The 15,331-nt window shown below is 40.7% G+C and carries 11 protein-coding genes; all 11 read right to left on the reverse strand.

Features of this window, described 5'->3' with window-relative positions; translation table 11 throughout:
- Window positions 1–31: 31 nt before the first annotated feature.
- Window positions 32–1,081: an LLM class flavin-dependent oxidoreductase gene (locus HT719_RS05300; RefSeq protein WP_000229791.1), complete on the reverse strand. Its 1,050-nt coding sequence runs from the start codon at window positions 1,079–1,081 to the stop codon at window positions 32–34.
- A gap of 95 nt (window positions 1,082–1,176) precedes the next feature.
- Window positions 1,177–2,313, reverse strand: a complete 1,137-nt coding sequence (locus HT719_RS05305; RefSeq protein WP_000682963.1) for a mannitol-1-phosphate 5-dehydrogenase — start codon at window positions 2,311–2,313, stop codon at window positions 1,177–1,179.
- Window positions 2,314–2,374: 61 nt separating this feature from the next.
- Window positions 2,375–2,812 (reverse strand): PTS sugar transporter subunit IIA, encoded by a 438-nt coding sequence (locus HT719_RS05310; protein WP_000764149.1) that lies wholly within the window; start codon window positions 2,810–2,812, stop codon window positions 2,375–2,377.
- A gap of 1 nt (window position 2,813) precedes the next feature.
- A complete protein-coding gene (locus HT719_RS05315) occupies window positions 2,814–4,769 on the reverse strand; it encodes a transcription antiterminator (RefSeq protein ID WP_119943222.1) in 1,956 nt (651 codons plus the stop codon).
- Between the two features lie 23 nt (window positions 4,770–4,792).
- Entirely contained in the window at window positions 4,793–6,562 is a 1,770-nt protein-coding gene (locus HT719_RS05320) for a PTS mannitol-specific transporter subunit IIBC (protein WP_172928477.1), read from the reverse strand.
- 444 nt (window positions 6,563–7,006) lie between these two features.
- A complete protein-coding gene (gene glmS, locus HT719_RS05325) occupies window positions 7,007–8,815 on the reverse strand; it encodes a glutamine--fructose-6-phosphate transaminase (isomerizing) (RefSeq protein ID WP_172928479.1) in 1,809 nt (602 codons plus the stop codon).
- A 191-nt stretch (window positions 8,816–9,006) separates the two neighbouring features.
- Window positions 9,007–10,386, reverse strand: coding sequence for a 6-phospho-beta-glucosidase (bglA, locus tag HT719_RS05330; RefSeq protein WP_172928481.1), 1,380 nt, complete (start codon window positions 10,384–10,386; stop codon window positions 9,007–9,009).
- A 98-nt stretch (window positions 10,387–10,484) separates the two neighbouring features.
- On the reverse strand, window positions 10,485–12,338 hold the full coding sequence (locus HT719_RS05335; RefSeq protein WP_000814074.1) for a proline--tRNA ligase: 1,854 nt from the start codon (window positions 12,336–12,338) through the stop codon (window positions 10,485–10,487).
- Window positions 12,339–12,350: 12 nt separating this feature from the next.
- Window positions 12,351–13,610 (reverse strand): RIP metalloprotease RseP, encoded by a 1,260-nt coding sequence (rseP, locus tag HT719_RS05340; RefSeq protein WP_000900660.1) that lies wholly within the window; start codon window positions 13,608–13,610, stop codon window positions 12,351–12,353.
- Between the two features lie 21 nt (window positions 13,611–13,631).
- The gene (locus HT719_RS05345) at window positions 13,632–14,435 is read right to left on the reverse strand and encodes a phosphatidate cytidylyltransferase (RefSeq protein ID WP_000189868.1); all 804 of its coding nucleotides are present in this window, start codon (window positions 14,433–14,435) and stop codon (window positions 13,632–13,634) included.
- Between the two features lie 8 nt (window positions 14,436–14,443).
- Window positions 14,444–15,202, reverse strand: a complete 759-nt coding sequence (locus HT719_RS05350; protein WP_000467312.1) for an isoprenyl transferase — start codon at window positions 15,200–15,202, stop codon at window positions 14,444–14,446.
- Between the last annotated feature and the right edge of the window lie 129 nt (window positions 15,203–15,331).

Genomic DNA, 15,331 nt, shown 5'->3' on the forward strand with positions numbered 1-15,331 from the left:
GATTTTTTATCAGCCTGATTAGTATTTTTTATTAAGCCTCTTTCATGGCAAAGTAAGCCCGGACTTTGGGTGCTACTTGTGTTCCGAATAGTTCAATAGCTCTCAGAACCTGATCATGAGGCATAGAACCAAGAGGTAGGTGCAACATGAAGCGGTCCAAATCTAAATCCTCTATCATGCGAATCAATTTTTCGGCCACCTGATCTGGATTGCCCACAAACATGGCGCCATTTGATCCTACCTGCTCCAAATATTGCTTATAACGCAATTCTTGCCAGTGTGGACGGTCTTTGGAAATAGCATCCACTACTTGCTTGGTCGGATGGAAATAATCTTTCACAGCCTGCTCGCCATCTTCAGCAATCCACCCCCAAGAATGGACCCCAACCTTTAGTTCATGACTGGCATGGTCTGCTTCGCTCCCAATCTCACGATAAGCCTGAATCAACTTTTTAAAATAACGAGGGTTACCACCAATAATGGCATAGACAATCGGTAGGCCTGCCTGAGCAATCTTTACTGTTGATTCGACATGACCACCTGTCGCTATCCACAAGGGTAATTTGTCCTGAACTGGACGAGGATAAACTTCTTTACCAGCAATCGTTTGGGTCAATCGACCTTTCCAGTCTAGCTTTGTCTTTTCATTGACTAACTGGAGCAAGTCTAATTTCTCATCAAAAAGGGCTTCGTAGTCTTTCAAATCATAGCCAAACAGAGGAAATGATTCCGTGAAAGAACCCCTTCCAGCCATAATCTCCGCACGTCCATTTGACAAAGCATCGATAGTGGCATATTGTTGGAATAAGCGAATCGGATCCATGCTCGAGAGAATGCTGACTGCACTGGTCAAACGGATTTTCTTGGTATTGACTGCCCCAGCTGCCAGGACAATCTCTGGGGCTGATACTGCAAAATCCTCTCGATGGTGCTCACCAATCCCATACACATCCAAACCAACCTTGTCAGCCAGTTCAACCTCTGCTAGCAACTGGCGAATGCGTTCGTCATGACTGTAAGTTTGCCCAATCCCTTCAAGCTCCGTTGTTTCCCCAAATGTTGAAATTCCCAATTCTACCATTGTGATTCTCCCTATCTACTCTGTCCTTCAATTTGAAAAATTATTCTAATACTCAATGAAAATCAAANNTGATTTGAAGAGATTTTCGAAAAATATTAAATATACTCTACAATTTGCTCAATCAATTCTGGGTCGTCTAAACCTGTAACTTGTATAACAACATCTTTGACTGATTGTTTAGCCAACAATTCACCTAATCGAATACTTTCTTCATCATTTACATCGCGATAGTCAAAGGCATAGCCAACTGTTTTAAGTAGGTTTTTATATGACAAACTGAGTTCTTTCAATTCACGTATCGGCCGGATGAATCGTTCATTATAGCCTAATTTTCGGATTGGAGTACGAGCTACGCGACTAACCTCGTCCACTATGAAAGGATTTTCAAACCGTTCTATAATGACTTTGTGATAATTCTCCAATTCTTTTTTATCAAAGTTCCATTTGGCAATCAAGAGACTCCGAATTTCAGCTAATACAGATTCAATCCGAGATTTGATATTAGGATTTTGAAGAGCTTCCAAAATTGTCTTGGCACCATAATGCGCACCAATGTAAGCTGAAGTTGCATGTCCAGAATTGACTGAAAAAAGTTTTCGCTCAATAAAGGGTTCTAAATCTTCTTCATAATGCACATCTTTTAGACGTAAATCTGGATTTTTAAGACGCTTGGTTTCCACGACCCATTCATTAAAGGGTTCGACCACAACAAAAAGGGAATCTTCGTGACTTTGTGCTGGAACAATCCTGTCTACTGCAGCATTTGGAAAACCTATGTAGTTATCAGCAAATGTCAAACCTTCCGGACTTAAATATTTCTTGACTTCTTGATAAAGAAATTGAGACCCGCCAATCATATTTTCACAGGCCATAACATCCAATGCCTGTGTATTTCCTGCAACTCGGCGAGCTTCGATTCCTTTGGCTAGAAGTTCAGCGATAAAAGGGAGTATATTAGGTCCGATTGCAGTAGTAATAATATCCGTCTTTTGAATCGCTTCAATGACTTGCTCAGGGTCTTCTTTGCTATTAATGCCAGCCACATTAGTTACTTCTATACGAGACTGTCCTTTCTGTGCAATTTCAATTTCATACTTGCCCTTTTCATTTAGAGCATGAATTATCTGATTATTGACATCCACAAAATCAATATGGAAACCATTTTTAAATAGAATTTCACCTATAAAACCACGACCGATATTACCGGCACCAAAATGAACAGAATGTTTCATTCAATTTCTCCTTTTCCTATTTGAGGGACATATATACTAGATGACAAATGACGAAATTCAATTATTCAACAGCATCAAATAAGCGCAACACTTCCTCTTTTGACTGAGCATCTGCTAGTTTAAGAACATTATCTACATCTGCACAGAAGATAGAAATTTTCTGAATAATTTCTAAGTGTTCATTACCAATACCAGCAATACCAAAAAGAACCGTTGCCACTTGAGGGTTAGATACATTCCCAAAATCAACCCCTCTAGGGACTTGAACGACTGTAATACCAGACTTGAGGACATCATTTTTTGCTGCATCTGTTCCATGGGGTATGGCGATAAAGTTACCCATGTAAACAGATAGCTCTTTATCTCGCTCAATCATGGCTTCAATATAGTCTTCATTAACATATCCACCCTCATAAAGAACTTGCCCACAATAACAAATAGCTTCCTCCTTGTTAGAAAATTGTTTATTAAGCTTAATCAAATGTTTTTCAAGTTTCATATTAGTTCTCCAATTTCTTAATTTTTTCGTTAAAAATAGTATTTAGCATCTGATAAATAATGGATTGATTTCCCGTCTTGTAAATCTCTGTATAAAGATGATTTTCAATAATCGACTGACTAATAGCTGTCATTAAATCTCTCACTTCCTCGCTAGCTTCTTTAGACATTAGCATTAGCAGACACCTTTTGACCTCTTCTTCCTCTCGTTTCATTGACAATGCGGAGATAGGTAGTTTGAGTTCAAACATAGTAAAACTATTTGTTGTTACTTTGCTAGACTGACTATGTAAAAGCACCAGACCAGTATTAGGAATAGCCATAGGACTATTCTGGAAGTGAGATAACAATTTTCTTGTTAGGTAATCTCTGTCACTCACATTCTTCTGATATTGGATGATTTGTTCTACCGTGTGCTCAAATGATTGATTATTCTCCAATTGAACCAACTCGAATTGACTCAAAAGCTGACTACTAGATATTAAATAATCTTGCAAGTCATAACTTTTCTCTGGAGCGATAGCATCACGCGCGACAATTGTACGATGTGCCTGTACATACTGAAGTCGTTCCTGTAATTCAAGCAGTTCTTTGACGGTTGGAAAACTAGAAATTACATCGATTTCCTGATTAGTCAGCGGCTTGGTAGATAAAATATAATCATACTGACTGAGATCAATACTGTGGTAATCTACTAGAGACTGAATATCTATCAACTCTACAAAAGGAGCAACACTCTTAATTTTACTGACTAATAAATCTCTAGTGACCCGACGTTCATCCGTTAAAAGCAAAACACGGACTGGATAAATCTCTGGACTACGGCCTAAGCTAGAGATAAAATGTAGGGCAATCATGCCATACTCATACTCTGTATGAAGATATTTCGGAAAAATATCATTCACTAAAAGACTGATGACTGTATAAAGAAATTTATTCCTTTCAACTAAAATCTGGACAGATTCTGGCAAATTTTCACCCTGAAAAAGGATAGGGACGCCTAAACTGAGCCGAATATGATGGAAAAGAAAATTGAATAAAACCTTGTCCTTAAAAAAGTCAATCTTGGTATACATGGAAACCGTATCAATCAGATTTGAAATATTGTAGAAAAATTCACCATCAAATTTCTCCGTAAAGAGCGGATTGTCCTGACGTTTAATGATTAATTCATCCAAGATGCTCGCAAAATAGATAATTTCCTGAATACTATAAAATTGTGCAGTCTGCTTAGAGTAAGCTTGAAAAATTTTTTGAGAAATTTCCAAAGCCTGCTTACTAGTATTAGGTGAATTTTCAATGTTTTGCTCCTGACCTATAAGAGATAACAAGATCGCAAAAAACATCTTCATCCTAGCATCCATATCTGGAAAACCTGACAGTTGCTTATTAACAATCTGACTGGCCAGCCTAGTTCTATCTGCTTCTAAAATATCAAAGCTCCCAAAATGACCGGTTGAAAAATCTGCTACTGAGATACAGTTTGTCAGTAAAATAGCCAAAAATCTTCTCTTACCAACTGAATCACCAGAAATACGATAACCTTTTTGTCGTTCAATTTTCAGATCAAAGTCTAAAAGACGCTTATCAATATCTGAAATATCCTGAATAATAGTTACATTACTGACTTTCATGCACTCTTGCAATGCTTCATTGGTGACAAAACCACTCTCAGTCAGAAGGCGATAGGTAATCAACTCTTGTCTTTCTTGGGGACTATACTCAACTAACACTTCAAGTTCTGTCGGCAAATCATCCAACTCTCCAGTCAAAATATAGTATTTCCCATGCTTCGTTATTTCGATTCCATATTGCTCCATGCTATCTGTCAAATCTGATAAAGTTCGATAAATTGTTCTAGATGAAACCTGTAAGATTTCAGTCATGTCTTGCATTGAAAGCTTCCCTACATGTAGGAAAGCCTTCAATAATTGTTCTTCTCGTTTGGTTAATAGCATTCGTAATTTAGAAACCTCTAGTTCTATTTGTACATTCTAACAGCCATTTTGTCATATTCTGGTGTTGTTACTAAACTATCCACAATAAGAAATTGAGAATTCGGTGCTGTTTGCTGCACTTCTGCCTGTAAAGAAATAGTTGTTACAATCATTATGTTTTTAGAATTAAATTCACCTAATCCTGAAATTTTGGCAGTAGAAACTGGAATACGAATATTCTTGTTTCTAAAGATAGCCCGAATCGTTTCACAGCCCATAGTTGCAGATCCCTGTGCTTTACCATAAGCAACTACTACAGCATCAATATGGTTAAGGTCAATTTCCTGACTATCTACTGATGCTGAAGTTGATATATCTCCTTCAATTTCTGCTATTGGAGAAGCTCCTGTTAATGAAGCTACAATTTCATCATAACGAGGGGACGCTAAGAAATTATCAACAGAAACATGAATAGCACTTGGACTCTTGTCTTTAGCTCTTGGTGTCAGTTCTTCCTGAGTAACAATTAATGTTTTTGGTGTATCAAGCAAATTTGAGATTGCCTGATTAGATACTGGAATCTCTAGACCTGCTTTTTTAACCTTATCTCGAAGAATACTAGCTCCCATAGCAGAGCTTCCCATACCAGCATCGCAGGCGAAAATGATTTTTTCCACTGAGTCTGTCGAAACAACTGCATCAACAGAAGTTGATACTAACTGACCTTTAGACTGAGCCTTAGCTGCTTGGGTAGCCGCCTGAGCAGCTTCGAGCGAATCCTCAGTTGACTTGTCTGCATGAAGAATAAGGGCTGCTACAAGGAAAGAAACAACTGCTGCCACTAAAACACCTAGAAGAACATTTAGATGGGGCCAAACGCCTTTTGGCGCCGTAGCCATAATCGCAATAATAGAACCTGGTGAAGCTGGAGATTTAAGACCAGCGTCTAAGAGTTGAAAAGTAAAAGTTCCAGAGATACCTCCTGCCATAGCAGCTAAAAATAGAGTAGGCTTCATCATAACATAAGGAAAGTAAATTTCATGAATCCCTCCGAAGAAATGAATAAGCATTGCCCCCCAAGAAGAAGATTTAGCAGAACCTTTACCGAATACAGCATAAGCTAATAGAATTCCCAGGCCTGGTCCAGGATTAGCTTCCAATAGGAAGAGAATTGACTTACCAGCTTGAGCTACCTGTTCTACTCCCAGAGGAGTAAAAATGCCATGATTGAGGGCATTATTGAGGAAAAGGACTTTAGCCGGTTCGATGATAATATTAGCTATAGGAAGGAGGCGAGCATTAACAATAGCCTCAACACCATTCCCAACAGCTCCAGTAAGAGTCGATACGACTGGACCGATTGCGTAGAAAGCCAAAAGCAATAATGCAAAACCAACGAGACCAGCTGAGAAATTATTAACTAACATTTCAAATCCGGGACGAATTTTTTCCTGGAACTTTTCATCAAATTTCTTGATAGTCCATCCTCCCAGTGAGCCCATTACCATAGCTCCGATAAACATAGGAACACTAGAACCTGTGATTGCACCAACAGTAGCAATAGCTCCTACAACGGCACCACGTTGACCATGGATCATATATCCACCTGTGTAACCAATCAGGATTGGCAATAAATACGTTAACATAGGACCAACAACAGTAGCTAACTGTTCATTTGGCAGATAGCCATCAGCGATAAAGAGGGCAGTCAACACTCCCCAAGCAATAAATGCTCCAATATTGGGCATAACCATATTTGAAAGCGATGTCCCTAGTTTTTGAACTCTGACTTTCAATGATACTTTTTCTTCCATTAGGATCATCCTCCTTTTCTTAAAACTAGTATATACAAAGTTAAAAACCTTTAAAACTAAAGTTTTGTCACAGATTTTGTGCCAAAACTTTACTTTTGACGAGGCTGGGCAAAAAGGCTTAAAAATGATAAAACGCATCATATCAGGTGTACAAAACCCTAATATGATGCGTTTTATCATGGAAAGATTTACTGAATTTTCTCTTCAAATTGAGTTTTTGCCCAGCTTCCTCTTTTTATAGTAGTTTGAAATAAGATACGAACAAATCAATTGGAAAATTCAAATTAATTTCTAGAAATATTTTAGTATTCCTGTGTACTGTTCTAAATTCAATCTGCTATAATTATTGAAAAGTAAACCCTTATCATCATTTGTAACATAAAAAATAGGCTGTAAAACCTTATAGGATAAACCTATGGCTTTACGCCCGTATATTCATAGATTCTATTCTACCGTTACTGACTTGGCAAGGTTACGTGGTTTATCCACATCAAGGCCACGGTGCAGTGTTGCAAAGTAAGCGACTAATTGCGTTGGTACGACCATTGAAATTGGTGAGAGGTAAGGGTGTACAGTCGTAAGGACGATATCATCTGTCTCTTTAGCAACATTTTCTTCTGCGATAGTGAGGACTTTGGCACCACGGGCTGCCACCTCTTGGATATTTCCACGAGTGTGGTTGGCAAGGACTGGATCTGACAAGAGGGCTAAGACAGGCGTTCCTTCTTCAATCAAGGCAATAGTTCCGTGCTTGAGTTCTCCTGCCGCAAAGCCTTCACACTGGATGTAAGAAATCTCTTTAAGTTTGAGACTTGCTTCCATGGCTACATAGTAATCCTGACCACGTCCGATGTAAAAGGCGTTACGAGTTGTTTCAAGAAGCTCACGAACCTTAGCTTCAATGGTTTCTTTCTCTGAAAGAGTTGATTCGATAGACTGAGCTACGATTGACAACTCATGAACCAGGTCAAAGGCTTGCGCTTTAGCATTACCATTTGCTTCTCCTACTGCTTTTGCAAGAAAGGCAAGGGCTGCAATTTGTGCTGTATAAGCCTTTGTTGATGCTACGGCAATTTCAGGACCTGCATGAAGGAGCATGGTATGGTTGGCTTCACGTGAGAGGGTTGAACCTGGAACATTTGTCACTGTTAAGCTTGGGATTCCCATTTCATTAGCCTTGACCAAAACCTGACGGCTATCCGCTGTTTCACCAGACTGGCTGATAAAGATGAAGAGTGGTTTCTTGCTGAGAAGTGGCATACCGTAGCCCCACTCAGATGAGATTCCAAGTTCAACTGGCGTATCTGTCAATTCTTCCAGCATCTTCTTAGAAGCAAATCCTGCGTGGTAAGATGTTCCAGCTGCAAGAATGTAGATGCGGTCTGCGTCTTGAACGGCCTTAATGATAGCTGGATCTACCACTACTTGACCAGCCTCATCTGTGTAGGCTTGGATGAGTTTACGCATAACCGTTGGTTGCTCATCAATTTCCTTGAGCATGTAGTAAGGGTAAGTTCCCTTACCGATATCTGACAAATCAAGCTCAGCAGTGTAGCTAGCACGCTCACGACGATTTCCATCATAGTCTTGCACTTCGACGCTATCAGCCTTGACGATTACGAGCTCTTGGTCATGGATTTCCATGTATTGGTTGGTCTCACGAATCATAGCCATCGCATCTGAGCAGACCATGTTATAGCCTTCCCCAAGACCAATCAAAAGTGGTGATTTGTTCTTAGCCACATAGATAACTTCAGGATCTTGTGAGTCAACCAAGGCAAAGGCATAAGAACCACGGATGATGTGAAGAGCTTTTTTGAAGGCTTCAAGAACTGACAAGCCATCTTCTTCCGCAAATTTTCCAATCAAATGAACGGCGATTTCAGTATCTGTTTGCCCCTTAAAGTGGTGGCCTGCAAGGTATTCTTCCTTGATTTCAAGGTAGTTTTCAATCACCCCATTGTGCACCAAAACAAAACGTTCAGTCTCAGAGCGATGTGGGTGAGCATTGTCTTCAGTTGGTTTTCCATGAGTAGCCCAACGAGTATGTCCAATACCAGTTGTTCCCTCAACACCAGCTGTCTTGGCAGACAATTCTGCAATACGACCAACAGCCTTGACTAGGTGGTTTTCAGCACCACCTAGGACAAAAATTCCCGCAGAATCATAGCCACGGTATTCGAGCTTTTCAAGCCCTTGAATCAAAATATCAGTTGCATTTGTGTTTCCAACAACACCAACAATTCCACACATAGTATATACGACACAGACCAGCTGTGCTTTCTCCTTAAAATTGGTATAGTCTAATTCCTCTTTTATAGAATCAGCAAAAATAGTATATACTTGTTTCTTTCACTTGTCAAGAGTAAAAATTGGTATAGTTCAAATTAAGCTCTTGTAAGCAAAAAATTCTGACCAATTAGGACAATCAGTCAGAGTCTTTCTTAAAATCCATTATTGTCGCTTAGTTCCTTGAACCAGTGCCCTGATTTTTTCAGACGACGTTCTTGCGTTTTCAAGTCTAATTCGACCAAACCATAGCGATTTTTATAACTATTGAGCCATGACCAGCAATCGATAAAGGTCCAAATCAAGTAGCCCTTACAATTGGCTCCGTCTTCAATGGCACGGTGAAGTTCCCGCAGATGACCTTTTACAAAGTCAATACGGTAATCATCTTGGATCATTCCATCCTGACGGAATTTTTCTTCCCCTTCAACACCCATACCATTCTCAGTCAACATCCACTCGATATTGCCATAATTTTCCTTGATATTTTGGGCAATATCATAAATCCCTTGCTCATAAATCTCCCAGCCACGATGAGGATTGATTTTACGCCCAGGCATCACATAAGGCTCGTAAAAATGTTCTGGTAAGAGTGGACTCTCTGGATGCTTAGCAAATCGAGGAGCCATAACACGCAAAGGTTGATAGTAGTTGACACCAAGGAAATCCACTGTATTGTCACGAATGACTTCCAACTCCTCCTCCGTAGTATCAGGTAAGAGACCGTATTCATGCAAGATTTCTACCAACTCCTGTGGATAAGTCCCCAAAACAGACGGATCTAAGAAAGATTGGGCTTGAAAAAGGTCCGCAATACGAGCAGCTTTGACATCAGCAGGATGCTGGCTACGTGGATAAGCCGGTGTCAAATTTAAGACAATCCCAATCTTGGAATTTGGCAAAAGTTCATGACAAGCCTTAACCGCCCGACTGCTAGCTAATTGTGTGTGATAAGCTACTTTAATCGCCGCTTCTGCATCCACCTTATGTGGATAATGGGCATCGTAAAAATAGCCAAATTCTACTGGAACGATGGGCTCGTTAAAGGTAATCCATTGATCCACTAAATCTCCATAAGTCTCAAAACAAAAACGAGCATAGTCTTCATAGGCTGAGACAGTCGCCTTATTTTCCCAACCATCACCATCTTCTTGAAGGGCAAAAGGCAAATCAAAATGATAAAGATTGACTAAAAGACGAATCCCTTTGGCCTTAATAGCCTCAAAAACCTTACGGTAAAAGTCTACACCCTGAGGATTGACTTTTCCACATCCTTGTGGAAAAATCCGTGACCACTGAATAGAAATCCGAAAGGCCGTGTGACCAGTTTCTAACAGTAGCTCAATATCCTGTTCCCAGTTTTCATAAAAGCTTGATGTTTTATCTGGACCAATTCCATTATAGTAGCGATTTGGCTCCACTTGGAACCAGTAATCCCAGAGATTATCTCCCTTACCGTCACCAGCTATACGTCCTTCTGTCTGCGGCCCAGAAGTAGAGGATCCCCAGACAAAATCCTTTGGAAATCTTAGCATACATTTACCTCTTTATCTACTCATTTTTCCCATTATACAGAAAAAACAAGGTAAAAACTAGTTACATTTTTTCCTTGTTTTTCTTCTGATTATAGTTTTTATTTCTTGCTGAGGATTTCAAGCGTTTCGAGCACGTTATCTGCATGAACTTCGATAGTGTCACCAGTCGCTTTAATCTTCACTTCTACGATGCCATCGGCCGCTTTCTTCCCAACAGTGATACGGATTGGCAACCCAATCAAGTCGCTGTCGCTAAATTTAACTCCGACACGTTCATTACGGTCGTCTGTCAAGACTTCGTAACCAGCTCCCATCAAGCTTGCTTCAAGCTTTTCTGTCAAGACTTGCGCTTCTTCGTCCTTGACATTGACAGTGATCAAGTGCACATCAAATGGGGCCAATTCTTTAGGGAAATTGATTCCCCAGGCGTAACGGTATTCACCTTTTGGTGTTTTGTTAACAAAGAGGCGAGCGTGTTGCTCCATCACTGCTGAAAGGAGACGGCTGACACCGATACCGTAACATCCCATGATGATTGGCACAGCACGACCATTTTCATCCAAAACATCTGCTCCCATGCTTGCTGAATAGCGAGTGCCAAGTTTAAAGATGTGACCAATTTCGATACCACGCGCAAAGTTAAGGACTCCTTGCCCGTCTGGTGAAATTTCACCCTCACGAACTTCACGGATATCCACATATTCTGCAGTAAAATCACGACCTGGGTTCACACCAGTCAAGTGGTAGCAATCTTCGTTAGCACCGACAACTGCATTATGGACATCTTGCACCTTACGGTCTGCAATGATTTTAACATTCTCTGGCAAACCAACTGGGCCAAGTGAACCAAAACCTGCTTGAACAAGATTCGCCACTTCTTCTTCACTAGCAACGTCAAAGAAATCTGCTCCCAAGTGGTTTTTTAACTTAACTTCATTAAGCTGGTCATTTCCAACTAGAAGGGCTGCAACAAGCTCACCATCCGCCATGTAGAAAAGAGTTTTAATCGTTTGTTCTTCTGGAACGTTGAGGAAGGCTGCAACTTCATCAATTGATTTAACATCCGGCGTTGCAACACGAGTAACTTCTTCTTCAGCGACAACACGGTTGCTTGGTTTGTACTCGTTTGTTGCCATTTCTAAGTTAGCTGCATAGCTAGACTCACTTGAGTAAGCAATGGTATCTTCACCAGAGACTATCCATTTGAGCAATTCTGCCTTGATTTCTTCTTGCACTTCTGCAGGAATTTCGTCAAATGAGGCAACTGACTTGTCCAAGACAACCCAGCGGTCAAGGTCTGTACGAGCAGATGTAATGGCCATAAATTCTTGGCTATCCTTACCACCCATGGCTCCACCGTCACCAATAATAGCCTTGAAGTCTAAACCACTACGAGTGAAAATACGCTCATAGGCTGCTTTGTACTCATCATAAACACTATCCAAACTATCATAGTTAGCGTGGAAACTATAAGCATCCTTCATGATAAACTCACGTGTACGAAGAAGTCCATTACGTGGGCGTTTTTCATCACGATACTTGGGCTGAATTTGATAAAGGTTGAGTGGCAATTGCTTGTAAGATTTAACAGAATCACGGACAATAGCTGTAAAGGTTTCTTCGTGAGTTGGGCCTAAGATAAAGTCTGATTTTTCACGGTTTTTCAGTTTGTAAAGGTCTTCACCATAGGTTTCGTAACGACCTGATTCACGCCACAATTCTGCACTAAGAAGGGCTGGAGCCAACATCTCAACAGCACCAATCTTTTCGAATTCTTGGCGCATGATGTTTTTAGCTTTTTCAATCACACGGTTGGCAAGTGGTAGATAAGAATAAACACCTGCTGAAACTTGGCGAACATAACCAGCACGCAACATAAGAGCATGGCTGATAACTTGAGCATCGCTTGGCATTTCGCGAAGCGTTGGGATAGGCATTTTACTTTGTTTCATAATATTCCTCGATTATCTAAAAAAGAGTCGCATAATGTCATTCCAAGTCACAGCAATCATCAAGACAACCATGATGACCACTCCGGCCAAGGTGACATAGGTTTCAATTTCTTGTTTCAATGGTTTGCGGCGGATGGCTTCTAGGATATTGAGCACAATCTTACCACCATCCAGAGCTGGAATCGGAATAAGATTAAAAATCCCAATATTGATGGAAATCATTGCCAAGAAGTACAAGATATTTTCAATTCCATTTTTAGCAGCATCACTACTTGCCTTAAAGATAGCAACAGGTCCACCCAACTTGTTCAAATCCGGTTGGAAAATCAGATTTTTCAGAGCTGAGAGAATTCGGAGAGCTGAGTCAGCAGCAGTTGTAAAACCACCTACAAACATGGATAGAAAATCTGACTTAACCCCCGGTTGAACACCTAGAAGGTAACGACCTTGACTATCTTCGGGTGTAACAGTGACTTGTTTGTCACTCCCCTTTTCAGAAATAGTCACATCCAAAGTCGGTGCCGTCTTATCTTTGGTTTCTGTTTCCACAGCTTGGATCAAGCTTTCCCAGTTGCTAACCTCATGTGAGCCAATCTTGGTAATTTGTGCCGTTTCTGGTACTCCTACCTTGGCCAAGGCACCTTGGGGCATGATATGGAACTGATTGGTATCAACATCTCTGACACCACCCTGCATAAAGATTAAAACCCAAAAAACAACGACACCTAAGATAAAATTGTTCATAGGACCTGCAAAATTGGTAATCAGTTTGCCCCAGATAGTCGCATTTTGATATTGAACATCTAAAGGTGCAATCCGAACCTCAGTACCATCTGCTTCCACAACCGTTGCATCGTGATCCACTGCAAATGTTTTTTCTTCTTCCAGAACCAATCCTTTGATAAAGAGCTTGTCTTCAAAATCAAACTGGGTCACCTGCATAGGGAGGGCTGTTTGATCCAATTTTTTACCTGAGAGATTGATGCGTTTAACCTTACCATCATCAGCAAGTGTCAAACTAACAGGCGTTCCTGTCTTGATTTCAGTTGTATCATCACCCCAACCGGCCATGCGGACATAGCCACCCAGAGGCAAGATTCGAATGGTATAGGCCGTTCCATCCTTGCCAATGTGAGCAAAAATTTTAGGTCCCATACCGATGGCAAATTCACGTACTAAAATCCCTGATTTCTTGGCAAAGTAGAAGTGCCCGAACTCGTGCACCACTACAATAATCCCGAAAACCAGAATAAAGGTTAAAATTCCGAGCATAGCGTTTCCTCCGTCTTTTGATTAAAAGAGTCCAAATAAGTGCATGATTGGAAATACAAGCAACATACTATCGAAACGATCCAAAACACCACCATGTCCAGGGATAAATTTCCCAGAATCCTTAACACCAAAATGACGTTTGATCGAACTTTCTAGTAAATCACCAAATTGTCCAGCAATACTAAAGAAAATAGCAAAGACTGACATCTTGTAAATTCCATATGGAAGAGCAACTGTACTGTCAACTATCATAAAGATAATGGTTACTAAAATCGCTCCTAAAATACCACCCAAGGCACCCTCAAGGGTTTTATTAGGCGATACCCTTGGTGCTAACTTTCGTTTCCCATAGTTCATCCCAACAAGATAGGCACCACTGTCTGTCGCCCAGACGATACACAAGGCCAAAAGCGCCTTATCTAAACCTGCAACACGAGCATCTAGTAAAGCATTAAATCCAAAGCCCACGTAGAAGCTCATAGCAAGAGGGAAAACCGCATCCTCAATCGTATAAGACTTGCTAAACACAGTCGTTCCTAACATGATTGAAATCAAAACACTATAGGCAACCACATTCCCATCAACTGGCAAAAAAGTCAGGTAATTCTCCAAGGGAATGGTCAAGGCAAAGGTTGCAAAGAGGGTCAAGAGGCCCTCCATCGTCATGGTCTCTAGACCTCTCATCCTCAAAAGTTCATGCATGGCTAGCATGGCTATGATTCCGATTGCTATCTGAAGCAAGAGTCCCCCAATCATCAAAATCGGTAGGAAAATAGCCAGTGCAATCCCTGCAAACAAGGTTCTTTTCTGTAAATCCTGTGTCATATTTCCTCCTAAACTCCTCCAAATCGGCGATGACGACGATTGTAGGCAAGAATGGCTTCCTGCAAGGCCGCCTCGTCAAAATCAGGCCACAAGGTATCTGTAAAATAGAGTTCACTATAGGCCCCCTGCCATGGTAGGAAATTACTCAAACGCAATTCTCCACTGGTACGGATAATCAAGTCTGGGTCTCGTAAGTCCTTAGGTAAATGCTGGGTAAAAAGATAATTACCAATCAACTCCTCTGTGATGTCACCTGGGTTGATTTTGGCATCTAAAACATCCTGAGAAATCAACTTAAGAGCCTGTGTAATCTCAGCACGTCCACCATAGTTAAGAGCAAAATTAAGAATCAAACCTGTGTTGTTCTTAGTCAATTCCTCAGCCTTGGTCAGAGCTTCAAAGGTTTGCTTAGGCAGGCGGTCCGTTTCTCCGATCATTTGAATCTTAACATTATTCGCATGCAGTTCCGGGACATAATTATCATAAAACTCTACTGGCAAGTTCATGATAAACTTGACTTCCTGATCTGGACGGGTCCAGTTTTCTGTAGAAAAAGCATAGACCGTAATAACCTTAACGCCTAGTTTGTTAGCTGCCTTGGTCACAGTTTGCAATGCTTCCATGCCCGCCTTATGTCCAAAAACTCGCGGTTGCATACGTTTTTTAGCCCAACGGCCATTGCCATCCATGATGATGCCGATATGAGCAGGAACCTGTGTCGGAACCTCTACTTCCACAGCCTTATCTTTCTTAAACAATCCAAACATGATCTTATTCCTATTCAAAAATCTATCGTTTCATTATACCATATTTCCCTATTTTCTTCTATCACTAAGCTATTTATACTCTTCGAAAATCTCTTCAAACCACGTCAGCTCTATCTGCAACCTCAAAAC

This window comes from Streptococcus sp. k-378, assembly GCF_013277505.1.
GTDB classification, from domain to species: domain Bacteria; phylum Bacillota; class Bacilli; order Lactobacillales; family Streptococcaceae; genus Streptococcus; species Streptococcus pseudopneumoniae.

Excerpts from the sequence above, each read along its gene's own strand:
- HT719_RS05300 (WP_000229791.1), bottom strand. The coding sequence starts at position 1,081 with ATGGTAGAATTGGGAATTTCAACATTTGGGGAAACAACGGAGCTTGAA.
- HT719_RS05305 (WP_000682963.1), bottom strand. The coding sequence starts at position 2,313 with ATGAAACATTCTGTTCATTTTGGTGCCGGTAATATCGGTCGTGGTTTT.
- HT719_RS05310 (WP_000764149.1), bottom strand. The coding sequence starts at position 2,812 with ATGAAACTTGAAAAACATTTGATTAAGCTTAATAAACAATTTTCTAAC.
- HT719_RS05315 (WP_119943222.1), bottom strand. The coding sequence starts at position 4,769 with ATGCTATTAACCAAACGAGAAGAACAATTATTGAAGGCTTTCCTACAT.
- HT719_RS05320 (WP_172928477.1), bottom strand. The coding sequence starts at position 6,562 with ATGGAAGAAAAAGTATCATTGAAAGTCAGAGTTCAAAAACTAGGGACA.
- glmS (WP_172928479.1), bottom strand. The coding sequence starts at position 8,815 with ATGTGTGGAATTGTTGGTGTTGTTGGAAACACAAATGCAACTGATATT.
- bglA (WP_172928481.1), bottom strand. The coding sequence starts at position 10,386 with ATGCTAAGATTTCCAAAGGATTTTGTCTGGGGATCCTCTACTTCTGGG.
- HT719_RS05335 (WP_000814074.1), bottom strand. The coding sequence starts at position 12,338 with ATGAAACAAAGTAAAATGCCTATCCCAACGCTTCGCGAAATGCCAAGC.
- rseP (WP_000900660.1), bottom strand. The coding sequence starts at position 13,610 with ATGCTCGGAATTTTAACCTTTATTCTGGTTTTCGGGATTATTGTAGTG.
- HT719_RS05345 (WP_000189868.1), bottom strand. The coding sequence starts at position 14,435 with ATGACACAGGATTTACAGAAAAGAACCTTGTTTGCAGGGATTGCACTG.
- HT719_RS05350 (WP_000467312.1), bottom strand. The coding sequence starts at position 15,202 with ATGTTTGGATTGTTTAAGAAAGATAAGGCTGTGGAAGTAGAGGTTCCG.